We start from the raw sequence: 25,932 nt of genomic DNA on the forward strand, positions 1-25,932 counted from the left end.
CCGGCCAAAGTCTGCTTTGTACAGCAAAACCTCCCTCAGTCAGAGTGGTGGGTCCTGGAGTTGAACAGATGGACATAGCGCGATTTTCCGAACACCTCATGGGCATGAAGGACGAGGTTTGGCTGCGGCATACAAACCCTTGGTCTGCCTGGACCCGCGTGCTGACACCTTTGCCGCTTATGGCGTTGGCGATCTGGAGTCGGGCGTGGATTGGTGGTTGGGCATGGGTTGCCGTCGGCGTGGTTTTGGTCTGGGTCTGGATCAATCCGCGCGCGTTTTCCCGACCTAAGACCTTCGAGAGCTGGTCAGCCCAAGGTGTATTGGGCGAGCGTGTCTGGCTGCGACACCGAGACAAGATTGCGGCTCATCATATACGAGTGGCCAAAGCACTGGCCTATATCAGCGGATTAGGTCTTCTGCCGTTTGCATACGGCCTTTGGCTATTCGACTTGGGGTTCACATGCCTCGGCATAGTTGTGATCTCAGGTGGAAAGATGTGGTTTGTTGACCGAATGGCGTGGATCTGGAACGATTTTCTGCGTGATGGTGGGTCTATAGATGACTTAACGAGCAGGAACTGAGATCCGATTTCCTGACGAAAACTAGCTTCTCTCACAATAGCGATAAGGCCAGTTAAAGGAATTGGACCATCACAATATCAGATACGATATCATCAGTTTTCGACTGTGGCATACACGGGATTGCTTCAGGCCCTTCAGGTCAAGAGGCTTTGCTCTGAATCCTTTGGAAACTATTCTGCCACGATGGAACATATTGCTCAGCTTGCCGACTGGATGATGGATGAGGGACGCCGCTCGAACGATCCGGTTCGGATCGTATCGCATTTCTGCACTTCACTAATCGAGGCAGGTGTACCGCTATGGCGTGTCAACATTGGCCAGCGGTTCGCCAACCCCTTGCTTTTTGCGTGGGGTGTTGTTTGGACACCTGAAGAAACTGAAAGCTACGATGTAACCCATGCTCGTATGCTCACAGATGGCTATGTTGGCAGCTCATTCGAGTACATTCTGGAGCACAGGCGGCCCTTGCACAAAAGTCTGCGCGGTCTTGAACCGGAAACGGACCACGTATCTTACCTTGAGTTCGCTGAACTTGGCGGCACGGATTATTATGCGACACTGCTTTACTACGGGGACAGTTCCCTGCACGGATGTACATTCGTCACTCGGTCCAAGGATGGGTTTTCGCCCCGACATCTGGAGATGATCGAGGCTGCGTTGCCAGCACTGTCTTCGGCCATGGAACCGATCACCATGCGCAAGTCGTCCAGGAGCCTGTTGCGCACATATCTTGGAAATGGACCGTCCGAAGCCATCTACAACGGGACGATCAAACGCGGTGAGCGCACCTCCCTGGAAGCTGTCGTGATGTTCTCTGACCTTCGTGGTTTTACTGCGCTGACGGATACCGCAGATGAGGAGGACGTCTTCGATGCGCTGGATGGCTATTTCGACCTGGTCGTTCAGGCTGTTGAGGATAACGGAGGGGACGTTCTCAAGTTCATGGGCGATGGAGTTTTGTCAGTTTTTACGATTGCTGCACCCGGAGATCGCAAACACCAATGCCGTCGGTCTGTGCGTGCTGCGCAAGACGCACTCGCCGGTCTTGCCGCGTTAGATTAAAGGCGCATTGAGCAGGGAAAACCGCCGTTGGACATTGGTATTGGCATCAACGTAGGGCAGGTTAGCTACGGCAATATTGGCAGCCCCGGGAGGCTCGATTTCACAGTGTTGGGTAGCGCGGTCAACGTTGCGAGTAGGATTGAAGGCCTAACCAAATCATTGGGACATAGAGTGCTGACGACAACCGCCGTCGCAGAAGCGGCGCCGGAACTGTTTTCTGTGTGCGGTGGCCATAATATTCGCGGCGTTACCGGTGCAATCGAATTGTTCCATCTTATAGAATAAGGTCGGCCACTCGACGTCGTGACTTTGGCGGATAGGCCCAGACACTTATCTTTCCACGCCTACCCCTCAAGGCATGCTCCCCGGCAGGCTCCAACCTTTCAGCCAATGATTTACCAGGATCATCGGTCGGATGTATCGCCTGAATCACGGAAGCGCTGGCCACCAATGAGCATTCAAGCGTTCTCGTAAGTTGCTCAAGCCTGCTTGCGACATTCACTGTGTCACCTATTACACTGTATTCGAGGCGACGTTGATTTCCAATGTCGCCGGAGACAACAGGCCCGAAGTGGATACCAATCCCGATACGCACCTGAGGAAGCCTCGCGGCTTTTCTTTCACGGTTCCAACCATCTAACGAATCTAGCATGTCAAATGCGCACTGAAGCGCGTTTCTGGTATCTTGCCTACCAGGTTCCGGCGTACCGAAAGTCGCCATAAGCCCGTCGCCGAGATACTTATCAAGTGTCCCGCCGTTCTCAAAAACTGCCATACCCAGACGATCATGATAACTCCGAAGGAAAGAAACGACCTCTCCAGGTGTGTCGTTCTCGCACATCGTCGTAAACCCGATGATGTCGACGAACATGACTGCGACTTCTTGTTCGCGTGCCTCTCCCAAATTATCTTCGGAATTCGCGAGACGATCCACGACGTTTGGCGAGAAATAGCGAGCAAGATTGGTGCGCGATCTTTCCGAGCGAATTCGGCTTTCGACGAGCCAACGAGACCGGCGTACCAATGCTGCAAGGCCTGCGGTTACCAGCAAGCATACGAGTATCTCTTGCACCCAAAACCCAAGAAAAATGAAGTTGGGATCAGAACGAGCCAGCAACAAATCTTCAATCGTTCGCTCATTTAAATCAAGGTTTGTGAAGGCGTTCGGCTGGTTCACGAACCAAACCAGCATTCCTGTGCGCGCAGCAACAATACATAGACCACACCAGAGAACCAGACTTGGACGAAAGCTGAATGCAGCCTGCATCAGGAACAAATAGAAATAGGTGAATTGGCTTCCATTCAACAGGATCGCAGGTGGTAAGTCGTGCTCGGTAAAAGGGTTCTGAATACTGGAGATGAGGGCCAGCAAAGCACAGTCAACCGCCACGAAGGCATAATTCAGTACCCTGGCATGCGCGCTATACTTCGCGAAAAAGAATTGCAAGATGCCAAGAAGCGCGAACACAGCAACTTGGGAAACATCATAGAGAAAGCTAATCCCGCGGCTTTGTGTGTCGACCGCCACCCAGACCAATACGATACATAGCGCGAAGGTTCGAACCTTCGCGGCGAGCATGAGGCCGTTTCGCTCAGCTTCGTCAAAACTGTCCTCACCGCGGCGGGCAAGTCTGTCGGCGAGCCGTTCTTCAAATGAATGATCAACCGTTTCGGATTTCAAAAGGCGCGCCAAACCCGTTTCCTCCAATTGCGAATAGCTTAACGGTCTTTGGTGGGGACTAGAAGCTACAGAGCATCATCACATTGGCCCATGTTTTTGACATCACAAGGTAAGCAGACATCACCATAGAAACGTGCGCATTCAGCAGGATGGTTCATGTGTCTCGGGCAAGCGTGAATGCTATCGCTAGCCAAAAGCCCGAGCGTAAGATCATTGCTCCAATAGTTCGCCACTCGAATGGTGTTCCACCAAGCGCCATTGTAATCAAAACTAAGAACACCAGAGCTGTACAAATGCCGATTGCCCAGGCAATTGGCCGCGCCCAAACCGTGTATCTAAAAAGTGCAACCGCGCCAATGATATAAGCAAACCCCGCTAGAAAATTGAACCAAAGTACTATTGGAACGGCATCTCCGGCAGCGGACTTTGCCGCAGAACTGCCGAACAACACCATCCCACCAGAAAAAATTGTCAGCAGACCAAACAGCGCAGCGATTATTGCGACCGGGCGAATCCATAGGGGAGGCTTATCCATCATTCCATACTCAGGAGTTCGGTTGAATATCGTGACGCAACCAGCCTACTTCATCGGACAGGTTACGGCTTGATCAATGTCAACATGGTCACTCAGCCATTTGGTTGTGTCCGGATGAAAATGATCTCTCATGCCCCTTTCAACCACACTCTGAATTCATTTGTGGGTCGATTTTTCGAGACGGAGAAGAACTAAACCTGCGGGATCGTCAGGTATGGACCAAATTCCAACAGATCACATATGTCGCCTATTCCGGTTTTTGGGCGGTCATGATGTAGGCAGTCGTCGGGAAAGCCGCCTTACCGGATGGCGTGGCATATTTCGAAAGACTCACATCGGATAGGGTCAACACGTCTGCGATTTTTTCTTCGCTGAGATGCATATCAAACAGCGGCAGCCACCCCCGCAGCTCAACTTCCACCATCGTCCGGGTACTGGGGAAGGTTGCCTGCTCGCTTTTAGTTTCAAAGGCAATGTCGTCAAAGCCCGCTTGCGACAAGATGGTCGCGACTTCGTCGGGATCGCCTAAACTAAAAGGCAATCTCACTGAATTTGCGGCCTCTGGCGATACATATTCCTCCAACACGGCGACGATATCCCGATATGCAGGGTTCTGGTCGATAGTATGCCAGATCGCTACCGCCAACCTGCCGCCCGGCTTGGTCACCCGGTACATTTCCCGTGCGGCTTGGTGAAGGTCCTGAAAAAACATCATTCCAAACTGCGAGATCACGAACTCAAACGAGCCGTTTGCGAAGGGAAGATCTTCGGCGCTGCCCAGAACCCATTCGACATCGGGTTCAACTTCTTTTGCCGTTGCAATCATACCGGGTGCGGGATCAAGTCCGACCACACGACCACTATGCCCAGAACACGCGTGTGCTGCTCTCGTCAACACCCCCGTTCCACAGGCAATATCCAAAACATGCGCCCCTTCGACTATTCCCGCACCACCAATTATGTGGTCGCACCATGGCGCAAATAGCGCTGGCACAAAAAAAGCCTCATATCCACGACCTGCCTGAAGTTCGTCTTGTGTTGCGTCGACCACCATTTGCGTTACTCCACAAAATCGTAATGTTTGATCGATCTGGATTCGACCAATTCGGCTTCCGAAGGATCCACATGCGCCGATTGGTAATCATCGCCAACAAACGCCTTGAGAGAGGCAAGGTCTTTCCAGATCATAACGAAACTGAATTCTCTTGGACTATCAGCCCGCGCCGCACCCGGAAGAACCTGCACGATCCCTTCGGTTCCTCGCATCAATGGTATCGCCGTGTTGTGGAAGAAGTCACCGAACTCCTCCTCTTTGCCTTCTTTTGCTGTGACTTGAAATATCCGCATGATCATGAAGCGCCCCACCCTTTGGTAAGGTTGCTGCCTGCATGATGACCTCAGGAATACCTCATATCACATCGCAGGCCCATTGTCGCTTTGGCCATTGCAAACTGTCATTTCTGCACTGCATTACTGGCGGACCTTTTCCTGAACCAGACCTAAGGTTCAAGAGGCTTGGACGGAAGCTACGTGATATGACGGAAACTCGCCCCAGGAGGTCAACGGATCAAACCTAAGGCGGGGCTCAAACGTCCAGACCTGAAAGCTTGAGCCCTTTACGTAGTTTATCGATCAGGTCTTCCGGCATGTCGCGAGCGCGGAAGGGGGCGAGTGGGTCTTTGGCTGCATCAGGAAACTCTTTGCTTAGTTTATCGGCCAGCCTTCTTGCTGCCTCCAGCTCACCATTTAGGGCCAAAGCTGCGGCGGTGGATGCCATGTTCATGGGGCGACGCGCACCACCCATGCCGGCTATTACGGCCAAAGCCTCGTCGTAATCCCCCCGCACGATTGCATGCAGGTGAAAAGCATTGCCATAACCAGGATGAAGCTGGGGGTTGAGTTCCCGTGCCCGGGTGATCCAGGCTTCACCAGCTTCCCATTCTCCTGAATATGCCAGAAAGATCCCCAAATCGGCGAGAATCCAGGAGTCGTTTGGATTGAGCTCGATTGCGCGTTGCGCGTAATTTCGAAAGATATCTGTGCTCTCCCCGACCATACGACTGTGGATCGCCAACGCGTAATACGCATCCGGGTTTTCCCGGTCGGCGTCGAGAGCATTGTTGGCGGCGCGGAGCGCCTGCTCAGACCAATCAGGCAGCGTATCCATTTGGCGCTTCTTTGACTCCAGATAATTGTAGGCAATCCGCGACCAGGCCAGAGAATAATCAGGTTCCGCCTCAACTGTACGGAGCAGGCAGTCCCGCGCAATTCGATGATCCTCAATGGTGAATGTTTGATAGAACCAAAACGACAAGAACACGCATTCATATGCATCAAGGCTGTCTGGCGCCTTTTTCCTGATCTCCTGTGCAATGGCTGATTTGAACAGCGGTGCATCGCTGGACCCAATGGCCGACGCAACCTTGCGGGCAATGTCGAGCTGGACTTCAAGCAATCGTTTCGCATTCAAATCGACATCGAAGGGTCCAGGTGATGTTAGCTGACGGCAGCTTTTTGCATCGGTCAATGTGGTCGTGACCCGAAGCTGATCAGTCGAGCGCTGCACCGTGCCTCGCAAGATAAAGTCTACGCCAAGCTTTTCGCGCAGATTTTCGCAACCTGTGTCGTCACGGAAGGCCAACATAGCTTCGGGCGCGATGACAAAAAGGTTGGAAAACCTGGCAAGCAACGCATTGATATCCCGGCTCAGCCCATCGCTGAAATATGTGTCACCGGGCTCAGCGCTGAGATTTTTGAAAGGCACCAGCGCGATCCGAGCAACTGTCGGAAGCTTCGAAGCGCTTGGCAATGTATGGCTATACCAAAACGCCGCAATCGCAAGTGTTGCACCCAAGGCAATTGCAGCTGCCCAGCGGACGTAATTCGGCTGCGTTCGAATGGACCGGGCAGCTCTAGCCGGCCAAACAAAAACCTCTAGTGGTGTAGGAATGTTTTTCAGACCTTTCAGCCCCGCACTGGCGAAACCTTCATCCAGCTTTCCAGCGACTTGCTCGGCCACTTGGCGGGAAATGCAAATACCGCCAGGAGGCGCCAACGCTTCGAGCCGAGAGGCGACGTTCACGCCGTCGCCGAGAAGGTTGTCTCCATCGCTGACCACATCGCCCAGATTAACTCCAATCCGGTAGACCATTCGTGAGTTTTCAGACACTTCCGCGTTCTGAGTGGTCAGGCGGCGCTGAATATCCAACGCGGTGCGGACGGCAGCAACGGAACTTTGAAACTCTGCCAATACGCTGTCGCCAGCGCTGCCAAATATTCGCCCGCCCGCCCTTTCGATACAACCGTCGATGATCGTCCTACAGGTGGCGAGCGTCGCGAGCGTGCCTTCCTCATCATCACACATCATCCCAGAATAGCCGACGACGTCCGCCGCAAGTATGGCTACCAGTTTCCGTTCCATACAGCGCCCCTTTAGGAGCCGACCTTAGCATCGTTTGCAATTATCCGACAAATGGCGCTGCCCATCCACCGTGATCAAATCCTTCCGGCCGATCTTCTGCTGGCATACTGGCGGATTGCATCACGCCATCGAGCGTCACGAATGTCAGAACGGCAAGCTGTCGCATGTTTCCGACCTGTCAGCCAGATTCTCTTGATGCAAGATACTCACCAAGCTTGTCAAAGGTCTGGTTCCAGCCGCCCGCGCCAGCTGTGCCCTCTTCGACGCCGACATGAACCATGGTCATTAGTGTTTTCCCGTTCGCTTCAGAGAGTTCAACAATGATCTCGGTGATGTCGGGAAAGTTATCCGGCATTCCCATCGCCTGAGGCGTGATAAGGGTGCCATCCTCATCACACATACTCTCGGTATAGACGAGACGATGCGGTCGGGAGACTTCTTTGTACACGCCTGTGAACCACATTTTCATGGGTCGCTCAGCCGACTTCATTTCCATGCAAACCTTACGCGTGCCACCAACAACCACGTCCATTTCGGCTACTGGAACCGACATGCCACGGGGTCCGTACCATGCACTAAACAGGTCCTGGTCAGTCCACATGTCCCAGATGGTGCCAATCGGGGCTTCAAATTCTCGCTCGATCTTTACCCATTTCTTCTCGTCATTCATCTGGTGTTTCCTTCATTCCATTCAGAATTCTGTCCATGGCGTCGAACCGAGCTTCCCAGATGAAACGGTATTGGTCGGTCCAGTTTGAAACGGCCTCCAGCGGTTTTGCGTCTAATGCACAGGGGCGGAACTGGGCGTCCTTTCCACGTGTGACCAAACCAGCAGCCTCCAACACCCGGATATGTTTGGAAATCGCGGGTAAGGTCGCGTCGAAGGGTTCTGCAAGCTCGTTCACGGTCGCTGTGCCTTTGGCCAATCGGGCGAGAATTGCGCGCCTGGTAGGGTGGGCCAGTGCTGAAAAAGCTGCATCAAGTTGTTCATCACCTGTCATGATGACATATTATACCATTTAGTTAATTAATCAACATGTATAATATGGTTCTGCAAGTACGTGTTCGCATTCGCCGCTTTTGTGCGGCTTAGGCGAGCGGAAGTTCGATACACAGTCGGCAGACACCATCGGCTTTGGAATGCTCCCGGACAAATGGTTGACTTCAACCTGTATGGTGAACTAATTCGATACACATGATGAAAGCGTTCGACATTTCCAAAGGTTATTACCCTCAGCTTGCATAGCTGCGGACGCTTCACTGTGAATTTTCCGCTGCCCTGACAGCGGTCTTAGCGTGAAATGATCTCCTGTCGGGCGGCAGTTTTTTGAGGTCATGAGATGAAAAACTCTAGAGTTGAAAAAGCCGCGACATCTGTCGGGATCATCGGTTTCGGCGCATTTGGGCAACTGATTGCAAGGCACCTGAACCAGCAATTCAAGCTGATTGCATATGATCCATCACCAAACCTAAGAAAAGACGCGTCGAAGCTCGGCGTGTCATTTGCTTCTCTTGGTCAAGTTGCAAAGTGCGACGTTATTGTAATCGCTTCACCTGTTTCAAGCTTTGAGAGTGTAGCGAAATCCATTGCTGCAATCTGCCGGCCAGGTGCGATCATAGTTGATGTTGGCTCGGTAAAAGTTCAACCCTCTGAAATTATGGACAGGCTACTCCCAGATTACGTCAGTATCGTCGCAACCCATCCACTATTCGGCCCGCAAAGCGCTCGCAATGGTATCAGGGGCCTGAAGATTGCTGTTTGTCCAATACGCGGACATCACCATACCCATGTTGCGGCTTTTCTACGAAAACACCTGGGCCTTCACGTCATAATGACGACACCAGACCAGCACGACAGGGACGCAGCAACTGTTCAAGGCATTACCCACTTGATTGCCAAAGTGTTGCTGCGCATGGGGCCATTACCGTCTCGCATGACGACCAAAAGCTTTGACCTGATCTCAGAAGCAATCTCGATGGTACAGCATGACGCGCCCGAGGTTTTTGAGGCGATTGAAAACGCGAACCCCTACACAAGAGAGGTCACAAAGGTTCTTTGGTTTGGCGTTCGAACTGAGTTCCATTTTGGAAGATAGCGAGAAGCACGATTGAGCAGCTACCTAAGCCTAGCCCCGTTCTTCGCAACGATGAATGCGGCCGAACCATTCTCCGGACGCCATTTGTGTTCGATGCTGAACCCGAACGCCTGCATTCTCTCGACAAGGACTTCTTGGGTAAGAACGCGGATCTTGGGCAATAAACCGATGGCCCCAAGGGCTGGTATAACGTACTTCTCCACTCCCTCCAGGCAGACTGTCGAGCTGAAGAGCAGGCCACCCTCTTTCAGTGAGTTGCTAACACGATCCAAAGTTGCGTCAAGATCCAGAACCAGGTGCAGTATCGACATTGCCAATACCGCATCATACTTCTGATCCTTTACCGGAATGGGCCAGCAATCGAACGCACTTACTTCGAAGTTCACGTTCCCAACACCCTGTTCTTTGACTTTCTCCCGAGCAATTGAGATCATTTCTGAAGAGTAATCGATGGCGTCGATATGAGCGACATTTGGAGCGTGAATGAGTGCCGTCGTTCCCGTGCCGCAACCGATTTCCAGGAGGCGATCCTGAGGAGATAGATGTCTCGCAGTAAAGTCGAGCTTATATTCGTAGGCGGCTTGGTTTCCGACGGGGCGGCGCGCATATGAACGCGCCATCATGTTCCAAAATCGTGGTGGATGGATGAGCATATCTGTTCCTTGGAATAATAAGTTGCAGTCGTGAAGACTTAACTGGCGTCTTGGATGTCGAAGACTTTTTCGAGGGGCTTGTCGAAGACGCGGGAAATCAGGATCGCCAATTCAAGCGTTGGTGAATATTTTGCATTCTCGATGGCAACGATTGTTTGCCGGGTGACACCAACTCTTTCGGCGAGCTCTTTCTGGGTCATTTCGTCGGCGTCAAACCTTAGACGTCTGATGTTGTTGGTGATCTTGAGCTTTCCCATGGCTCAATACCCGCGCCGATAGCTGATGAATTTGACGATATCTGCCGTAAAAGACCCGAATGCCATGCCGAAATAGATAATGTTAAACCCAATCAAAGCTGATGCGTTGAAGGCCAGGGCCAGGACGGCAGAGACAAAGCCTGCTCCTGCGAATACAATGATGGCGAGACTACCGCGGCGTTCGAACATTTTGTCACGTTCATCGACGACGAAACTGGGTTTGGGTTCGCGTGTGACAATTGCAAAACCGATATTGAACAAAATTGTGCCAATTATGGTAGCGACGATGCCCAACGGGATTAGCCAGATGACCATACGGGCCCAATTGTTGACGGCATCAGGGCCATCGAACATCCCAGAGGCATTCATGTCCAGAAGCCGAAAAACGACGAAGGCACTGACAGCAAGATTCACAAAGATCGAGACGACAGTATTGCGATCCTGGTAGGTCATTTCTGAAGTCTCCATAGTGCAATATGCAATTGGTTCATGTCCAATTTTTTTGACACTATGTATGCTTTACTATACTCAATGTCAAGTAACATTGCCACACCACATTAGCGAGTTGCTGGAATTCGCGTTGGTCACTGACATCTATTGGGTTACCAACCTAGGCGATTACGAGCCCATACCTCGCTGCTGAAGTTTTTCGGAGCACCAACGCCTGGCTGAAGCTTTGGCAACAACACTGGCTTCGTTCTGCTATCATCAGACAACAAAGGTGGATTCGATGACAAAAACTGAAACTGAACAGTACGAGCACCTCCAGTTCCGGATTCCGAAGGCGAAACTGGATGAGTTTAATACGATGGTCTACGAGCGCTATGGCATGAAGCATGGCGGCAAGACCAAGATGTTTCTCGATCTGATTACGGAACATCAGACATCTCAGAGGATTGCGCTGTTGAAAGCCGAGATAGAACGGTTGGAACAGCAAAGGCAGATAAAGCACGCGCTCTAGGAAAATGATCCACCGCGGAGCCGATAGTTCCTGTGGTCATGGGTAGCGAGAAGCAGTTGCAAATCCAGCACAAAGAAACGCGACTTTCCTGTAGTAATAGATACTACAACTTGCAGTTGACGCCCCAAGCAAAGACCGTTGTCCCGCCAAAGTGTTGCCGGAACCCAATCGGAGCTGACCCTCCTACCGGCGGGATTCCAGGAGGGCGCGTAATGTCTGAAGCTGAAGCCACCATCAATGTGGTCGACTACGACAACATTCAGAAAAGCGTTGAGCTCGAATTGGGTGAGACCCCACTGGGCTGGTCGGGGATCGTGACCGAGCTCTTTGAGCACATCAAAGTACGCAGTGACGAGCTTGGGATCGAATATCCAAAGGTACTCCAAATCAAGGAGAAATTTGGCGAACTCCGGATCTACTTCAGCAAAGTATCTGAGGATGAACGCATCCGCGGATGGGTCGCAGCTACTATCAATCGAGCAAACCAAAGTTGCGAGCAATGCGGGAACGCGGCACGCCCTCAGAATTTAGGGAGCTGGATCATGACGTTATGCTGTTGGTGCGCGCATGAGGAAGCGGCCAGGCGGTTCAATGAGCACAAACGCCGCTATTTCCGCCGGACGGACGCACCCGAGCACCTCGTCTGTGCGGTCTGTGGCTACGTTGGACATATCGACCGTTCAGATGACAGGCGGAGGTGCCCCAGTTGCGTGAAAAAAGGCTGGTGAGATCCGAGCAGGTTCCACTCAGATCACGATACACATCATCTTGTGTGGAGCGACTTCAGAGCCGATCTCCCGCGGTGCCGGAGAAGACACGGAAGCTGCAAACCAGTTCACGCCGACTAAGCAACCGGGCGTTCTGGCGCTCATTGTGAAACCAGAATCACCTCCCGATTCTCACCTTGTGTGGGGAAATATTCGTGCCTGATACGGTCGAGAGGCGGCAAATTACACAACCCATGATAGAAAGTTCCCGGAACTACGCGGTAAATTACATCGTTTGTCATACTTCATGTTGACACGACAACCCATGCTGGTTCAGCTTCGCCACATGACCAACACACGCATCCTCTGCCAGCGAATATCGACCTGAGTCGATACCCCACGCGAAACTCGTGGGAGGCAGCATTGGCATGCGGGCGGGGCTTATCTGTGACCGGTCGCAGCCCGAAGCGGACATTAAAAACAATACTTTGCAATTCCGGCTTCGCGGACGAAGCCGCCTTTAGATTTTCCTCTATCAGTGTTCGGCTTCGTTGCGCGGCCGTTTCGTGACGAGTGTGCGTCCTTGACTCTTAACAGGCTAGGAACCACAAGTGTGTATTGGTAAGTTTTATTCGTCGTCGCGATGCTGCCGGCTTCGATAATCCAATGGCCTTCAGACTAATTGTAGCATGTGCCCCAGCATAGGAACGGGTTTCGCTGGGGTCTTCGCTATGAGCTCGTTCCTCGCAAGCATTCGCAATTGTCACCTGACATGCATCAGTCATTGCGTGACCCATGAAAGAAGGCGCCGTATGAACAGCACATGGCTCATAAATTGCGTGCCTAATGACCGATAGATCAGGTCTCAGGCTCCGTTTCAATCAGTCTTTCATCGTGTTTACGCGCCGCATTCTTTGTTTGATCCCAACACTTTTGGTGTTGCTCTCAGGAACGCAGCTTCCTGCTCAAACCGCAGGTAATACCGACGGATTAGTTTGTGACGAAGGTTTTGAAAACAAGAATGGATCGTGTCAAAGAACTGACATACCCGAAAACGCGTATTTGACGGGCAGTTCCTATGGCAGAGACTGGGAATGCAATCATGGATTCAAGCATGTTGGGGAGTTTTGCGATGAAATCTATGTTCCTGAGAATGCCTATCTTGCATCGACCGGAGATCGATGGAAGTGCAATCGCTTGTTCCAACGTGTCGAAGATAGATGTGAAGAAGTGTTTGTGCCTGAAAACGGGTTCGTCGAAACACGATTTGGTGCTCAGGAAGCACATTGCCACTGGGGTTTTCGCAAAGAGGGCCGGGAGTGCGTTACAATAGATGTTCCCGAGAACGGGCGCTTATCTGACAGGCGAAGCGCTGATGGCTGGGTGTGTCTGAGAGGGTTCAAAGCGACGGAAGGTGGCTGTGACTTTGTGATCGTTCCCGATCACGCGTACCTCGCGTCTGACACATATTCTGGATGGAAGTGTGAGCGTGGTTTTCGCGCGAACCAGGACAGGTGTGTCGCGATCTTTGTCCCTTTCAACGCTCACTTAAATCGAAGAGGTGACGGTTGGGAATGTAATCGGCCGTTCACGAGACAGAATGACAAGTGCGCCGAAAATGTGCCGCGACAATAGGTTGGTGGAAATCAATACCGCCTGAAATATCCGGAAGGACCAAGCCGTGAACCATAACTCGATTGACGAAAATCTGGGCAAAAGGCTCAAGGCGGAAAGGGCGCATCGCTGGTCCTACAATGTAAAGATGTTTATCGCGATAGCGGTATTTGTCACGGCGGTAATTGTTGTGGTGTTTTTCTGATGCGCAAAAATGCCCCTCAAGTAACCCTTCCGGACTACAATATGTCAGCTCGTGGTTTGGAACAAAGAGCATTTCAGGACCGCAGTGTTCGTAAGTCGCGGAACGCTGACGTATCAGGAGTGATTGAAGTAGAATTTGGAAAGTACTTGATTAAGGCTGGCGTTCTGAGCGGTAATAGTGTTGCACGAGCATTTCCCATGCCACCAGCTAAAACGCAGGCAATGATTGCCGATGCTGTTGGCGAAACGCCGGCATTAGCCATTGAAGCCTTAAAAGAAGTTCTCGAAGAACGAGACAGGAAGCGTAGCAGTCAACGCCGTTTGGAGGGAAACTCCGGCACCCTCGTTCCCAGTGAAAGAGAATATTCCGAGGCATTGCGCCAGATCAGGCTCACCCCTGCGCAGGTCACAATGCTCAAAGCACTTACAATCGCAGGCAAGGACGGTCTGACCATTGGTCACTTGTCTCAGGCAGCCGGTTACAAATCGCGCGAGGCATCCATAAAGGTCTTCAAAAAAATCGGACTATTGATTGCAGAATATCTGGAACTCGAACTTCCCGAAGCCGGATCGGTACAAAATGATGGCGCTGCGCAGGTCTTGGCGTTTTCTCACATCGAAAGTGACGATGAGCCCGCGACTTGGATTATGCATCAGGAACTGCGTGATGCTGTTCGTTCAGTCCTATGACGTACGTTCCAGCGCCTGCTTTTGAAGCGAACACCGAACCGGGACAAATGCACGAAAGGTTGCACACGTAGCTTATGTTGGGAAAAAGACCATATCCGCTTGAATTGATCTATGTACCTATAAAACGTGCAAAAACACTTGATCAGCAAAAAGTCCTGACGCTGGCCGATGATATCCTGAAGAACGGCCAGAAGACGCCTATTCAGATACGCGCGGATAACAAGAGGTTCGTGCTGATTGAAGGCCTTCACCGATTAGAGGCCATTCGCGCCTTGGGCGGTGATACGGTCGAAGCCTATCTGGTACGCGCTAGGTTGCACTAAATGCCTATTGGAATTGGCGTTAGACAAAGCCTCGGAAAATGTCAGCAGACGTTGACTTTTTTCATCCCAAAGATGCAATCGAGCACAATGAAAGCTCTCATACAGAGTAATACGCTGGCAGTTTTCTAACTCAGAATGGTCACGCAAAACCTCGTTTAGCCGATAAAAAGGTATTCGGCTGGCGAGGTGGTGAACATGATGCACGCCTATATTAGCAGAGAACCAACGCAGGATGTCAGGCAGGGCATAGTGAGAACTTCCATAGAATGCGGCGTTCTGAAGATTCCAGCTCTCTTCCCGATCCCAGGTCGTGTGTTCAAACTGGTGTTGAATGTAAAAATGCCAAATACCAAGTGACGATGCGACAATCATGGTTGGAAGGAAAACATACGCCAACACATCAAAGCCTCCGGCCCAAAAAACCAGTGCCAATAACCCTGCAATCGCGACGTTTGTTCCCATTGCACTGGCCCAGTACAGCCAGCCTGACCGCATGAAACCAAGAGGTAAACGATTTTGAATGAAGAATGTATAGATCTGCGCAACACCGAACAGGAAGATGGAATTCCGGGTCAGACGATAAGCGGCACGCCCGAACCACTTCCGCTTCAAGTATTCTTCAGTGGTCAATGTAGGGATGTCACCCATACCGCGCGATCAAGGTTACCGGTTGAGGCGTGGTGAATCGCATGGCTTTGCCGCCAAACGTCATAGGGTGTCAGGGCAAGAACACCAAGAACCCGGCCTGTCCAATTGCAAACAGTGCGGTTTCTAAAGAATGATCCATGACCGCAATCATGCATAATGATGAAGATACGGAACAGAAATGCGGCATTCAGGATGGTCAGTAATATTGCGATCCAGACGCTAAAAGATGAAGCCGTCCACGCTAGGGCCAATAGTGCGAATAAGGGGACAACAGTGATCGCAATTTCTTAAATACTGCGCTTCGCATCAGGCACACGGTATTGCGCGAGCGCCCGCGTCCAGACTTTTGTTTGCAACTTACTTGTTCTCCAACAGCTTATAGTAGCCCAGTGTGCAAACGGGCACCCAGAAAGGGTGCCCGAAAAAGGTCAGGCGAGTGCCAGATTGGCAGCGTTGTCGCGTCCGTCACGGCCTGCTTCAATGTCGAAGGTAACCTTCTGGCCATCCTTCAATTCACTGATGCCGGAACGTTCAAGTGCCGAGATATGCACGAATACGTCGCGCTTGCCATCTTCAGGCTCGATAAAGCCAAATCCTTTGGTCGAGTTGAACCATTTTACTGTGCCATTTGCCATGGTGGAGCTCTCCTAATACTTGCCGCCCGCATCATTGCGGCGACTCGGCGTGGTCGGTCTGAATCGAAAGACTGAACGCCGAATTGGGGAGACAGCAGGTCGAAAAAGAAAAACGTAAGCCTTGTGTATCTGGACTTCGAGTACACACGATACAAGCCTTGATGTTTTGGCGGACAACAGAGAATTTGAGCCTGTCTGGCTTAGAATTTGGCAAGTGCAGGTGAATCCGTTGCTCTTCGATCCAAACTTGAAGGTGGCTTGGGTCAGTAGCACAGAAGACTAACGACCGTTTTTAAGGAAATTGTCCTGCTGCATTCGAGATAGCGACAAGAGTCAGTTTTGGTGCCTTAACGAGACTTTGCAAAGTCCGCTTCCTGCGCATTGCTGACCTCAGTGCGCAGAGAAGCTCTTAAACCATTGGGCTCATGGCTGGCGCTGACGGCATATTTTCGACTGACCGTTTTTCGGGTGCGGCGGGTGGTTGACTGACCAAGGTGCAAACGCTCCAAACGCAACTTATGTTAAATCTAGAACCCTCTATGGATCGGGGGGAAAAATCCGCAATTCTATACGTGAGATTAAGTTCGACCCGCGATGGTTGCCCGGTAGTCTACAATAGGATTTGACATGAAAAAACTTGCAACCATCGACCTACCCAAAACAAACGCAAACGCCTTTGAAGTACTTGCGCGCTGACAGACCGCTGCCGAAAGCGCCGGAGTCGAGCAAGCCAAAATTCAGACTTTTCTGGAGGACGCCGTCCAAGGTGACTTTGAGCACTTGTTGCGTGTGGTGAAAACCCACTTCAAGGTCTCTAGCGCCCGGACTTGATTAGTGAGGGCCTGGTAGGCCCCCAGGTGTAGGTGTGCGCATAACACTTCGCACACCTACACTAGATGTAGGTGCGCCCAAAGCTTTGCATTTCGCCTAAAGATTTGCATCTTTGGCCCAAAACATTGTGCGCAAAAGCCACGCACAGAATTTAGAATGCAAAGCTAATTGCGCACAGCGCAAATTTTGGTTGGTCCCATGCCATAGACGTGGCCTCCGTGAAGCTTGAAGTTTGCCGCTTCCAACCCAAAGTGGACAAGAATGATCTACGTCAAGAGCGGAATGCGGACTTCCGCCGTAGTTTTCTCAGATGGCGGCTGTAGGCTACATGACAAGCGGGTGCTATTGCTTAAGGTCAGCGATGCGCAGGAATCCGGACTTTGCAAAATTCAGCGGACGGCCCAATTCGGACGTGGCCCGATGGGCGTCGTTGCTGCGGTGCAGCCCGCCAAGCCAGCCATTCGCCGCGAGCGCAACGCTAGAAACTAATTCGACGCGAGCACATGACCTTGCCGAAACCACCTGCCAAGAGGCCGGAGATTGTTCCATTGTCGATTTCCAGATCGACTTTTATCAGGCTCGGACTCGCCGGGTTCATAAACACCCCTTGTTCGATTTGAAATGATCGTTGAGATGATACGACAAAGTCGTGCAATACACATGCTAAGGGCCCCGCAGCCATCCCCGTCGCGGCTTCTTCCTCAATCGCGTATCGGGGCGCAAACATGCGGGTTGTAGCGTCTCGGTCGGTCGCCGATGGGTCTCTTGTGAAGACGTAGTAGCCGATCAAATCCAGTCGTTCGCTGATTTGCGTGATTTTGGCAAAATCTGGTTTCACATTGGCAAGACCATCGGCATCAGCGAGGCCGATGACAATGAAACTGTTACCGGTATTGACTAAAACCGGTGGTATTTCCTGATCAAGATGATGTCTGTTGATCCCAAGGGAGTTCAGTACATCGTCGATGCTTACACCTTTTTCCACCCATTCCTCTGGTATCGCGTATTTTGGGGCCAGCTGTTCCATATAGGCGGCACCCTCTTTCATTAGTATGCGCCTTGGCCCATCAACTGTCTCCTTCGAGGTGTTGGGATTGGGAATCCGGCCCAGCGCGTCAAGGTGAGAGAAGGCGGCAATTGTTGCATGACCGCAATGAGCGATGCGCCTGTTCGGTGTGAAGAAATCCAGTTTGAAGCCCTCTGTCTTGGACTGCGACACAAAGGCCGTTTCGGACAATCCAACCCTTGCCGCGACGGTTTGCATATCCTGTTCGCCCAATTCATCAGCTTCCAGGACGACGCCTGCGGGATTTCCACCGGCGCCACCGTCGACAAAGCCGTGTACGATTTCAACCGTTACCTGTCTGACAGTATTTGCTTGCGTATTCATTGGTTTTCTCCATGCGTCGGCCGCACCTTTGAGCATGGTGCGGCCAGTTTTACGTCAGTTGCTGGCGGCGGTGATGCGGTTCAGAAAGGCGGTCATTTGCGCCGCAATCTCGGGCCCATATTCTTCCAGCGCGAAGTGACCCGTATCGAGCAGATGAAACTCGAGATCATTCAGATCGCGTTCATAGGGATAGGCGCCTTCGACCGGAAAGATGTGATCATTCTTACCCCACATCAGTAGCGCCGGGGGTTGATGCTTCCGAAACAGCGCTTGCCATTTTGGGTACTCGGCAACATTGGTGCCGTAGTCTAGGAAGAGTTCAAGTTGCACCTCTTGATTACCTTCGCGGTCGAGCAGGTATTGGACATGCCAATAATTGTCGGGACTGATCAGTTCCGGTTTTTTAACGCCGTGGGTGAACTGCCATTTGGTTGCATCCAGAGTGAGGAATCCACGAAGCTGGTCGCCGTTCTCTTGCGATGGCTCGGCCCAATAGGCTTTGATTGGATCCCAGAACTCGCGCAGCCCTTCCTCGTAAGCATTCCCGTTTTGAATGATGAAGCCGGTTACCCGCTCGGGCTGTTCCGCAAACATTCGGAAACCAACCGGGGCACCATAGTCCATCAAATAGACCGAGTACTGTTCGACTCCCTTCCGGTCGAGCAGCGATGTCATCATTTCGGAGATATTCGCGAAGGAATACTCGAAGCCTTCGGCCTTTGGCATCTCCGACGCTCCAAATCCGGGAAAATCGGGTGCGATCACGTGGTAGTGCTTGGCCAGTTCAGGGATAAGGTTGCGGAACATATGTGATGAGGTCGGAAAGCCGTGAAGCAGCAGGACAGTAGGTCTGTTTGGATCTCCTGCTTCACGATAGGCGATAGCGATGTCGCCGATTTCTTCCGTGCGGAAGCTGACAGCCTGCGTAACTTCAATTCCAGTCTCTGCGGCGATTGCTGGCGACGGTGTAAATGGCGCAGCAATGGAAAGTGCGAGAATGCTGGCGCTCAGGACGGATTTCAGATTGCGCGACATGGATGTTTCCTTTCTTCAGGTTACGGCGTGCGTGGTTGAACGCGCGGGGCTTGATATCGGTCAGTTTTGCTTACCCAGTGCCTCTTCGAGCCTTGCGTTTCGAGCTTTCAGTGCTTCCAGCTCAGTGCGAAGCGGGACGAGGTAATCTTCAAATTCTTCAAGGGTCAGGCGTTGGGGGATGTGCTGCGGGCAGTTCCAGTCCATCGCCTCAAGCTTGATCACAATCGCCCGCTCAGGATGAGCGCGATAGCCCGGCTCACTCAGGCGTTGCATCAGCGCCGGATCGGCATTGGCATCAATGAGTTTCGCCCGACCCCAGATCTTGAGGCGTCGCTGATTGGGATAATCCATCAGGATCAGCGAGATTCGGTCATTGCCCAGCAGATTCCCAGTGCTGAGATATTGCCGGTTGCCGCGGAGATCGGCGTAGGCAAGTGTCCGTTCATCCAACACTTTCAGAAAACCCGCTGGTCCGCCGCGAAATTGTACATAGGGCCAGCCGGTTTCCGAGACTGTTGCCTGATAGAAGCCGTCTCTTTGCCCGATGAACCTGGCCTCGACCGGGCTGATTGAGTCCTCCTGACGCGTGCCGTCCAGAAACTTCGCGTAGCCGTTAGCTGACCCGTTTTTGGCCTGCGTTTCGCGAACGGAGGGCGTGAAGCTGATCTCTGCAAAGGGTCGTGCCATTGAATTCTCCATCTCGGCCTGGGCGATGCCCTGGGACTGAGGTGAAGTTAATTGGAGCTTTCAAGTTGCGTAATTTGGATACTTGGCAATATATTATTCAAAAATATGGAATAATACCTTGGACAGATTTCACGCGTTAAAAGTCTTTGTGAAGGTCGCCGAACTAAAAGGTTTCGCTGCTGCGGCCCGCGACCTCAACATGTCACCACCGACAGTGACCCGAATGGTTTCTATGCTTGAGGACAGCCTCGGGCTACGTCTTTTTGTACGCACAACGCGCTCAGTGATGCTGACTGATAGCGGGCAAAGGTTTTTTGAGGATGCCAGACGTATTCTGGCTGACCTTGAAGAGGCCGAGCGCGCCGCTGTCGGTTCCCATACCGAACCGACCGGGGAAATTAGTGTTACTGCATCAGTCCTGTTTGGCCGTATGTTCGTCACTCCAATTTTGGGCGAATTTCTGGATCTGTATCCAAAGCTCTCAGCGCGCACGCTCTATGTGGACCGAGTGGTCAATCTGATTGATGAGGGTCTCGACGTCGGGATCAGAATTGGCAACCTCGCTGATTCCAGTTTGATGGCTGTCAGGTGTGGTACGGTGAGGCAGGTCGCGTTTGCTTCCCGTAAATATCTTGACCAATATGGCGAACCAGATACGCCCGATGATTTATCCTGCCATGCAATCATTAATTCAACTGCCTTGAATGCATCGGCCCAATGGCATTTTCAACGGGGCAGAAAGACTGTCACCAAACGCATGAGCCCACGCATCAGCATGAACACAAATGACGCTGTGATCGAGTTGGCCTTGCAAGGTCATGGTGTCGGGCGGCTTCTGTCCTATCAAGTCGCACCCTACATTGCAGATGGGCGGCTCAAGACTGTTCTAAAGTCGTATGAACCACCCGAAGTCCCCATCCATCTTGTGCATCAAGAGGGACGAACCGTGTCTGCGAAGGTGCGCACCTTTGTTGACTTTGCTGTCGGACGTCTAAAATCAGATCCCCTTCTTGTCGGGAATAAAACACAGGTCCAAAAGCAAGATTAACAAATGGGCGGGCGTCGCGCTATTCAGCCACTGCCGCGACCGAGGCGATCCATGCATTTGGCACAAAGGCATCATCCAACGCGGTGTCCGCCACATGGTTCGTATAGTTCGACAGGGTTTTCAACGCTGTGCCGAGGATGACTTCCAGCATAGATTGGCGTGTGTAACCAGCCGTCAGAAACGCCTCGACCTGTGCGTCGCTGGGCCAGCCTCGGCTTTCGTTGATCACGATGGCGAATTTGCGCAGTGCTTCCAATTTGGGGTCGGCGATAGGGCTGCCACCGCGTAACGCTGCGATCACGTCTTCGGGGATACCAGCCATCTGTGAAAGAGTGGTATGGGCGGCCATGCAGTACTTGCACCCGTTCAACCGGTTGTTAGTCATAAGGATGATCTGGCGCTCAGTCTCTGACAGGCTGGTCTTTCCAAAGATGTTGGCAAGTGTCGTATAGCCTTCCAAAATCGCGGGCGCTTCGGCCATGGCCGCGTAAAGGTTGGGCACAAAACCATATCCTTTCAGCGATGCTTCCAGAATTGGTTTCGCGGCATCAGGGGCTGAGGCGATTGTATATGTCTCAAAATCAGTCATGTCTGGTTTCCTTTGGGAAGAGTTTTCGACACACGCGAATTGTCATTGCGGACAGGGCGTCTTGGAGAAATGCCGGCCTTTTGGGGAGGGGAGAGGCAGCGGCGGCTCCGACCGGCAAAAGCCACCAAATTCCTCGATCAAAGGCTGCCGACAGGCGTGTGGTGGATGTCTGCCCACTTGGCATGGGCGCCTTGGATCACGGTCTCTTTGTCCTCAAGGTACTTCTTGAAGATTTCCTCATTCACAAAGAGATAGAGCTTGTCGTCCACGATATCGGCATACCGAACATCGCCATCAAGCTTCTTGCCTACATAGACGCCAAAGGCGCAGAACCCGCCGAATTGAGGCAGATGTGCCGTCGGATCCGCCTCGAATGTGGCTTTCGCTGCCTGCGACGCAAAATAGTAGTCCACTCCATCATGGGCCGATGTAAAAGTGGCGTTGCCCATTTCGGGTTTTTCGGCTTCAAACATCGATACAGGATCGACGCCATGCATGCCGAGGGGCTGCCCGGTCAAGGTAAGACTGTTCGAAACGTTGTATTCATCGTCAGCCAATGCCGCCGCCGCCAGGGCGAGAGTCAACGCTGTTGTAAGCGCGGGAAATGTAAAGATGCGTGTCATGATATGTCCTTTCAGGATGTCAGGATCAAATTTGAAGATCGATTTGGGTCAGGCCGATTGGCCAATGCGCTCAACCGCGTCGTCGGTCCACCAGACGCCGTTGGCGACCATACGGAAGTTGATGATGGCGGCGAGATACCCGTCACCTTCAGGCACCTTAGCCCCGGCTGTGGCATCGCGAACGACAGCGACTTCGTAGCCTAGCTCCAGCAGCTCGTAGAGATGCGCCTGCGTACAAAGGTTCGCCGACATCCCCGCGAGGATAACCTTGTCGATCTTGCGTTTACGCAATTGCAGGTTCAGGTCATTCTGAGCAGGGCTGTAAACCTTGTGTGGCGAGCAAATGATGGTTTCGCCATCCTCGATGTACTTCTTGTATTGCGGCATCCAATCGGCACCTGAGCCCTCGAAGTTGTCCAAATTGAGCGGTCCCAGGCGGTCAAACATGCCGATGCTGTGCATCGTGGCTTCCAGAGTGCCCTCGAACTCCCACTTGTGGTCATGTGGGTAGTAATAGTGGGGCGAGATGAAGACCGGCATCCCCGCAGCCTTGGCGGCAATGAAAAGCCGTTCGATATTGTCGACCGTGCCCTGTTCGGTCACGCTTTCGCCAACGACACCCCACGTCACACCGTCCTCTGACAAAAAATCAATCTGGGGGTCGGTCACCACAAGCGCAGTACGCCCCGGCTCGATGGTCATGTCGATTTGGGGAAGGCCTGGATTTTCCGGGTCAGCATAGTAGGCGCGTGCTTCGTCGGTCGCGGCATGGGCCTGCCCGCCAGCCACTATTGTTGTACCTGCCGCGGCCGCACCGGCGGCTTGTTGCAAGAGTCGCCGGCGCGCCATATCAACGCGTTCGGGCGTGACGTCGCAAGCGCAGCTTGCTCCATGTTTGTGGTCATGATTGCTCATTGCAAATTTCCTTTGTCTGAGAGGGGCAAATGGGTTTGCTTTACTCGGCAGCGCCCCAGGTGGATCTGACAAAGAAGAAGTTATGCACCACATCGATTGAGGTATCGGCCCGCCCTGCCAAGGTTTTGGCCGAACCTGCCATGTGGTCTTGAGGTGTGTGCCTAGTCGGAGGTCGCTTGCTGCCTGAATCGTGCCGGAGCCTGGCCAACCCAGCGCTTGAAGGCGCGGCTGAACGTGCTCTGTTCCGAAAACCCGGTCATAAAGGCGATCTCGGCTATGGAAGCCTTACCGTCACGGAGCAGGTCACGGGCAAGTGCAACTTGCGCCTGACCAAGAACGTCGCGATAGGTCAGCCCTTCTTCGGCCAACCTGCGGTAAAGCGTGCGCTCGCTCATTCCCATCTCTTGTGCGACATGCGCTGCTTGCGGCGCGCCGTTACTCAAGGCCGGTGTAAGCCGGTGGACAATTGCTTGGCTCAGTGAGGTGTCTTCATCGCGAGAGTTGAACTCCTCATCCAGGTGCTTCGTCATGAAATCTGACAAGCCCGGATCGCCAAGACGATTTTCGCTTTCCAGCATAGCAGGGCGCATAGCAATGGCGTTGTGGGCGCTCCCAAATCGAACCGGGCACCCGAAATATTCGGCGTAACGCTCTGGTTCTTGTCTGCATGGATGCTGAAACGTGACATATGCAAGCGACAACCCATCACCCACAAACCGATGCATGTTCCTCGCAAAGGCCGCAAGCGCGCATTCGTTGCGCAGCTCCAAGGCAGCGCGATGTGATGTTTGTCCCTCAAAAATCCAAAGGACCGGATCGCCGGTTTCATCAAGTCTGTAAACTGCGGTGTCCGTTACGAGACGAAAATAACGCTCGATCCGTTGCAAAGATTGCCGCAAGGTCGGAGCTGTCTTTACGGCTAGGCCAAGGACGCCGAGATCATCGGTCGCAATCGCGTTCGCATAGGCCTCAACCAACGCGGCCTCGTCCGCTTGTTGCGCACGAATCCAATCGATCAGATCGAAATACGCATCATCCGCCAATTGGCCGTCTTGAGCTTCTGGTAGACGCAGCACGACAGCGCCATTCGAAATCAGGGCGCCATCGTCGTTTAGCGTCATCCCGGCGGCGTTGGCCATCGCGCGGGCGAATGCGTAAGTTACACTTGCCATACAGTGAGATTAGCACTGGAAAGCTCTTTCACGCCAGATCGTCCAACCCTGTGATAGGTATAATAAATAGAGACAGCCTCGATCTTCGGGCGCTTGAGGATAAATGCGCCAAACTGATAACACTCGTCATCAGGTTTTCTGAACGGTATCGTCCGAAAGCGTGCGGAAGCATGCAGCCATAGAGGTCATGGTAGATGGGCGAAATTTTCATATCTGTTCTGCTGCCGCTCGCAGTTGTTGTCATCATGTTCTGCCTTGGCCTCGGACTCACAGCGGCTGACTTTCAACGTATCGGACGACGTCCACGGGCCTTTTGCGTCGGCGCTCTCAACCAGATCATTTTGCTGCCTTGCATCGCTTTGATGGTGACTTTTATCTTTGGAATTTCCGCTGAGGCAGCCGTTGGCATCATGATTTTAGCGGCCTGTCCGGGCGGGGCGATCAGTAACATCGTGACCAAGCTTTCGAATTGGGATGTCGCTTTGTCCGTTACTCTTACAGCAGTCTTCAGTCTGACTTGTGTCGTTACCGTACCGCTCATCCTGGGGTTTTCGATGCAGATGTTCATGGGGGCAACTGCGCCCGCTATCGACATTTCTTCGACGGCTTTAGCAATGTTTTTTTTAACAGCTTCACCGATCCTAGCCGGGGTGATCGCGCGATCCTTGGCGCCGCGAATTGTAGCTGCGGTCGAACCAATCTTTAGCAAGGTCTCTATGCTACTTTTTGCGATGGTCATCGGAGGCGCTATCATTTCAAACTGGGTGGTGGTCGCGGATAACTACCTTAGGCTTGGACCCGCACTTTTTGTTGTAGGTGCGTCACTCACGTTTATTGGCATCATGAGTTCAGGGATGCTCGGATGCACAGACATCGAGGCGAAGACGATTTCAATTGAGACCGGCGTTCAAAACGGAGCTTTGGGAATCGCAATTGCCACTTTGCTGTTGCCTAACACCAATGGGTTAAGCGAATATGCCATACCATCCGCAATTTATAGCGTGGTCTGGATCGTAACAATGTTGCCTGTCTTCGCCCTGCTTGCGCGAAGAAGCCCAATTTCATGATCCTGACGCCTATTCGCTAGCTTTGGTTATGCGCTGAGCCAAGCCCCTTTGTTTCCATGCCAGAGCGCCGTCTGGTCAAAGAGCGATCAAGGAGCTCCAAAGCCCGTTGTGGAACGGCCGCTTTGGCGATTTTCCCTGTTGAAGGGAAGAGCTGTTGCTGCCAGTGCGGTGGATCCTGCGTCAGCGAAGGTGTAGACGCCAAGGTCAGTTTTGTCCGCAAGTCGGAATTGCAAAGTCTTGGATTAAGTGTCCGGATTGGGCTGGACCTGCCAAACATGCAAGCCGTGGAGAATGGCCGCATCGAGCCCACTTTGGCCGATGCCGCGCGTTGCCCGAATTACAGAAATGCGCAGAACGCGGACTTTGCAAAATTCGAAGAACGATCATTGCGAGTCTTTGCCGAGACCTTTTGGAGCAACCGCTATTGGGAACTAGCTGGATATGCTCTTGATCTAATCTGCTGCTCTGCCGAAATCTCGCGCCTGTTGCAGGTCGCTTTGATTGCAA

At 52.5% G+C, this 25,932-nt stretch carries 33 protein-coding genes and 1 pseudogene; 13 read left to right on the forward strand and 21 right to left on the reverse strand.

Features of this window, described 5'->3' with window-relative positions; genetic code table 11:
* The first annotated feature begins 68 nt into the window (after positions 1-68).
* From AC2FI7_RS21030 to AC2FI7_RS21040, 3 genes are all read left to right on the forward strand, one after another.
* Positions 69-581, forward strand: coding sequence for a DUF6653 family protein (locus AC2FI7_RS21030; RefSeq protein ID WP_496816905.1), 513 nt, complete (start codon positions 69-71; stop codon positions 579-581).
* Between the two features lie 183 nt (positions 582-764).
* Complete coding sequence (locus AC2FI7_RS21035; protein WP_496816906.1) at positions 765-1,643, forward strand: adenylate/guanylate cyclase domain-containing protein; 879 nt, start codon at positions 765-767, stop codon at positions 1,641-1,643.
* A 27-nt stretch (positions 1,644-1,670) separates the two neighbouring features.
* Positions 1,671-1,928 (forward strand): adenylate/guanylate cyclase domain-containing protein, encoded by a 258-nt coding sequence (locus AC2FI7_RS21040; RefSeq protein ID WP_496833606.1) that lies wholly within the window; start codon positions 1,671-1,673, stop codon positions 1,926-1,928.
* On the opposite strand, the gene AC2FI7_RS21045 is transcribed toward AC2FI7_RS21040, so the two are convergent.
* From AC2FI7_RS21045 to AC2FI7_RS21080, 8 genes are all read right to left on the reverse strand, one after another.
* Positions 1,918-3,336 carry an adenylate/guanylate cyclase domain-containing protein gene (locus AC2FI7_RS21045; protein ID WP_496816908.1) on the reverse strand — a complete coding sequence of 473 codons (1,419 nt, stop codon included), beginning with the start codon at positions 3,334-3,336 and terminating at the stop codon, positions 1,918-1,920. The genes AC2FI7_RS21040 and AC2FI7_RS21045 overlap by 11 nt on opposite strands.
* 142 nt (positions 3,337-3,478) lie before the next feature.
* On the reverse strand, positions 3,479-3,862 hold the full coding sequence (locus tag AC2FI7_RS21050) for a hypothetical protein (protein ID WP_010443217.1): 384 nt from the start codon (positions 3,860-3,862) through the stop codon (positions 3,479-3,481).
* Between the two features lie 244 nt (positions 3,863-4,106).
* Positions 4,107-4,913, reverse strand: a complete 807-nt coding sequence (locus AC2FI7_RS21055; protein ID WP_010443216.1) for a class I SAM-dependent methyltransferase — start codon at positions 4,911-4,913, stop codon at positions 4,107-4,109.
* Positions 4,914-4,918: 5 nt separating this feature from the next.
* Complete coding sequence (locus AC2FI7_RS21060) at positions 4,919-5,212, reverse strand: putative quinol monooxygenase (protein ID WP_010443215.1); 294 nt, start codon at positions 5,210-5,212, stop codon at positions 4,919-4,921.
* A gap of 232 nt (positions 5,213-5,444) precedes the next feature.
* Positions 5,445-7,280 (reverse strand): adenylate/guanylate cyclase domain-containing protein, encoded by a 1,836-nt coding sequence (locus AC2FI7_RS21065; protein WP_496816909.1) that lies wholly within the window; start codon positions 7,278-7,280, stop codon positions 5,445-5,447.
* 40 nt (positions 7,281-7,320) lie between these two features.
* Complete coding sequence (locus AC2FI7_RS21070) at positions 7,321-7,446, reverse strand: hypothetical protein (protein WP_010443213.1); 126 nt, start codon at positions 7,444-7,446, stop codon at positions 7,321-7,323.
* A 12-nt stretch (positions 7,447-7,458) separates the two neighbouring features.
* Positions 7,459-7,950, reverse strand: coding sequence for an SRPBCC family protein (locus AC2FI7_RS21075; protein ID WP_010443212.1), 492 nt, complete (start codon positions 7,948-7,950; stop codon positions 7,459-7,461).
* A complete protein-coding gene (locus AC2FI7_RS21080) occupies positions 7,943-8,281 on the reverse strand; it encodes an ArsR/SmtB family transcription factor (RefSeq protein ID WP_010443211.1) in 339 nt (112 codons plus the stop codon). Before AC2FI7_RS21080 ends, AC2FI7_RS21075 begins: the two co-directional genes overlap by 8 nt.
* Positions 8,282-8,620: 339 nt before the next feature.
* On the opposite strand from AC2FI7_RS21080, the pseudogene AC2FI7_RS21085 reads away from it, so the two are divergent.
* Both AC2FI7_RS21085 and AC2FI7_RS21090 read left to right on the forward strand, forming a co-directional pair.
* A pseudogene (locus AC2FI7_RS21085) lies at positions 8,621-8,941 on the forward strand (prephenate dehydrogenase/arogenate dehydrogenase family protein); the annotation flags it as partial.
* 171 nt (positions 8,942-9,112) lie between these two features.
* Positions 9,113-9,376 carry a Rossmann-fold NAD(P)-binding domain-containing protein gene (locus tag AC2FI7_RS21090; RefSeq protein WP_310793664.1) on the forward strand — a complete coding sequence of 88 codons (264 nt, stop codon included), beginning with the start codon at positions 9,113-9,115 and terminating at the stop codon, positions 9,374-9,376.
* A 20-nt stretch (positions 9,377-9,396) separates the two neighbouring features.
* Here AC2FI7_RS21090 and AC2FI7_RS21095 read toward each other — a convergent pair whose 3' ends face one another.
* From AC2FI7_RS21095 to AC2FI7_RS21105, 3 genes are all read right to left on the reverse strand, one after another.
* Positions 9,397-9,996 carry a class I SAM-dependent methyltransferase gene (locus AC2FI7_RS21095; RefSeq protein ID WP_238528838.1) on the reverse strand — a complete coding sequence of 200 codons (600 nt, stop codon included), beginning with the start codon at positions 9,994-9,996 and terminating at the stop codon, positions 9,397-9,399.
* Between the two features lie 71 nt (positions 9,997-10,067).
* On the reverse strand, positions 10,068-10,286 hold the full coding sequence (locus AC2FI7_RS21100) for a helix-turn-helix transcriptional regulator (protein WP_010443208.1): 219 nt from the start codon (positions 10,284-10,286) through the stop codon (positions 10,068-10,070).
* 3 nt (positions 10,287-10,289) lie between these two features.
* The gene (locus AC2FI7_RS21105; protein WP_010443207.1) at positions 10,290-10,739 is read right to left on the reverse strand and encodes a hypothetical protein; all 450 of its coding nucleotides are present in this window, start codon (positions 10,737-10,739) and stop codon (positions 10,290-10,292) included.
* 277 nt (positions 10,740-11,016) lie between these two features.
* On the opposite strand from AC2FI7_RS21105, the gene AC2FI7_RS21110 reads away from it, so the two are divergent.
* From AC2FI7_RS21110 to AC2FI7_RS21130, 5 genes are all read left to right on the forward strand, one after another.
* Entirely contained in the window at positions 11,017-11,247 is a 231-nt protein-coding gene (locus AC2FI7_RS21110; RefSeq protein WP_010443206.1) for a DUF1192 family protein, read from the forward strand.
* Positions 11,248-11,459: 212 nt separating this feature from the next.
* Positions 11,460-11,975 carry a hypothetical protein gene (locus AC2FI7_RS21115; RefSeq protein WP_010443205.1) on the forward strand — a complete coding sequence of 172 codons (516 nt, stop codon included), beginning with the start codon at positions 11,460-11,462 and terminating at the stop codon, positions 11,973-11,975.
* A gap of 1,660 nt (positions 11,976-13,635) precedes the next feature.
* Positions 13,636-13,773, forward strand: a complete 138-nt coding sequence (locus AC2FI7_RS21120; protein WP_010443203.1) for a hypothetical protein — start codon at positions 13,636-13,638, stop codon at positions 13,771-13,773.
* Positions 13,773-14,462, forward strand: coding sequence for a hypothetical protein (locus AC2FI7_RS21125; protein ID WP_139056631.1), 690 nt, complete (start codon positions 13,773-13,775; stop codon positions 14,460-14,462). Before AC2FI7_RS21120 ends, AC2FI7_RS21125 begins: the two co-directional genes overlap by 1 nt.
* A 74-nt stretch (positions 14,463-14,536) precedes the next feature.
* Positions 14,537-14,785 (forward strand): ParB N-terminal domain-containing protein, encoded by a 249-nt coding sequence (locus AC2FI7_RS21130; protein ID WP_010443201.1) that lies wholly within the window; start codon positions 14,537-14,539, stop codon positions 14,783-14,785.
* On the opposite strand, the gene AC2FI7_RS21135 is transcribed toward AC2FI7_RS21130, so the two are convergent.
* The 3 genes from AC2FI7_RS21135 to AC2FI7_RS21145 all read right to left on the reverse strand — a co-directional run bounded on the left by AC2FI7_RS21135 (position 14,717) and on the right by AC2FI7_RS21145 (position 16,068).
* Positions 14,717-15,433 carry a fatty acid desaturase gene (locus AC2FI7_RS21135; protein WP_010443200.1) on the reverse strand — a complete coding sequence of 239 codons (717 nt, stop codon included), beginning with the start codon at positions 15,431-15,433 and terminating at the stop codon, positions 14,717-14,719. The two genes, AC2FI7_RS21130 and AC2FI7_RS21135, sit on opposite strands and share 69 nt — an antisense overlap.
* On the reverse strand, positions 15,412-15,684 hold the full coding sequence (locus tag AC2FI7_RS21140; RefSeq protein ID WP_310793665.1) for a fatty acid desaturase: 273 nt from the start codon (positions 15,682-15,684) through the stop codon (positions 15,412-15,414). The genes AC2FI7_RS21135 and AC2FI7_RS21140 overlap by 22 nt, the downstream gene beginning before the upstream one ends.
* A gap of 177 nt (positions 15,685-15,861) precedes the next feature.
* Positions 15,862-16,068, reverse strand: coding sequence for a cold-shock protein (locus AC2FI7_RS21145; RefSeq protein ID WP_010443199.1), 207 nt, complete (start codon positions 16,066-16,068; stop codon positions 15,862-15,864).
* Positions 16,069-17,160: 1,092 nt separating this feature from the next.
* Between AC2FI7_RS21145 and AC2FI7_RS21150 the strand changes: the two genes are divergently transcribed.
* Complete coding sequence (locus tag AC2FI7_RS21150) at positions 17,161-17,388, forward strand: hypothetical protein (RefSeq protein WP_010443198.1); 228 nt, start codon at positions 17,161-17,163, stop codon at positions 17,386-17,388.
* Here the strand turns inward: AC2FI7_RS21150 and AC2FI7_RS21155 are convergent.
* The 3 genes from AC2FI7_RS21155 to AC2FI7_RS21165 are packed head-to-tail and all read right to left on the reverse strand — an operon-like array spanning position 17,378 to position 20,011.
* Positions 17,378-18,289, reverse strand: a complete 912-nt coding sequence (locus tag AC2FI7_RS21155; RefSeq protein ID WP_010443197.1) for a PhzF family phenazine biosynthesis protein — start codon at positions 18,287-18,289, stop codon at positions 17,378-17,380. The genes AC2FI7_RS21150 and AC2FI7_RS21155 overlap by 11 nt on opposite strands.
* Before the next feature lie 54 nt (positions 18,290-18,343).
* A complete protein-coding gene (locus AC2FI7_RS21160; RefSeq protein ID WP_496816910.1) occupies positions 18,344-19,324 on the reverse strand; it encodes an alpha/beta fold hydrolase in 981 nt (326 codons plus the stop codon).
* A gap of 60 nt (positions 19,325-19,384) precedes the next feature.
* Positions 19,385-20,011, reverse strand: coding sequence for a pyridoxamine 5'-phosphate oxidase family protein (locus tag AC2FI7_RS21165; RefSeq protein ID WP_010443195.1), 627 nt, complete (start codon positions 20,009-20,011; stop codon positions 19,385-19,387).
* Positions 20,012-20,129: 118 nt separating this feature from the next.
* On the opposite strand from AC2FI7_RS21165, the gene AC2FI7_RS21170 reads away from it, so the two are divergent.
* A complete protein-coding gene (locus AC2FI7_RS21170; protein ID WP_496816911.1) occupies positions 20,130-21,059 on the forward strand; it encodes a LysR family transcriptional regulator in 930 nt (309 codons plus the stop codon).
* 19 nt (positions 21,060-21,078) lie between these two features.
* Here AC2FI7_RS21170 and AC2FI7_RS21175 read toward each other — a convergent pair whose 3' ends face one another.
* The 4 genes from AC2FI7_RS21175 to AC2FI7_RS21190 form a co-directional block, all read right to left on the reverse strand.
* Complete coding sequence (locus AC2FI7_RS21175) at positions 21,079-21,648, reverse strand: carboxymuconolactone decarboxylase family protein (RefSeq protein WP_010443193.1); 570 nt, start codon at positions 21,646-21,648, stop codon at positions 21,079-21,081.
* Positions 21,649-21,785: 137 nt separating this feature from the next.
* Positions 21,786-22,271, reverse strand: a complete 486-nt coding sequence (locus AC2FI7_RS21180; RefSeq protein WP_010443192.1) for a YHS domain-containing (seleno)protein — start codon at positions 22,269-22,271, stop codon at positions 21,786-21,788.
* A gap of 48 nt (positions 22,272-22,319) precedes the next feature.
* Positions 22,320-23,186 carry a cysteine hydrolase family protein gene (locus tag AC2FI7_RS21185; protein WP_010443191.1) on the reverse strand — a complete coding sequence of 289 codons (867 nt, stop codon included), beginning with the start codon at positions 23,184-23,186 and terminating at the stop codon, positions 22,320-22,322.
* A 161-nt stretch (positions 23,187-23,347) separates the two neighbouring features.
* Positions 23,348-24,358: an AraC family transcriptional regulator gene (locus AC2FI7_RS21190; RefSeq protein ID WP_010443189.1), complete on the reverse strand. Its 1,011-nt coding sequence runs from the start codon at positions 24,356-24,358 to the stop codon at positions 23,348-23,350.
* A gap of 194 nt (positions 24,359-24,552) precedes the next feature.
* Between AC2FI7_RS21190 and AC2FI7_RS21195 the strand changes: the two genes are divergently transcribed.
* Positions 24,553-25,425, forward strand: a complete 873-nt coding sequence (locus tag AC2FI7_RS21195; protein ID WP_010443188.1) for a bile acid:sodium symporter family protein — start codon at positions 24,553-24,555, stop codon at positions 25,423-25,425.
* The last annotated feature ends 507 nt before the right edge of the window (positions 25,426-25,932 follow it).

The organism is Ruegeria sp. YTSA064 (genome assembly GCF_059610325.1).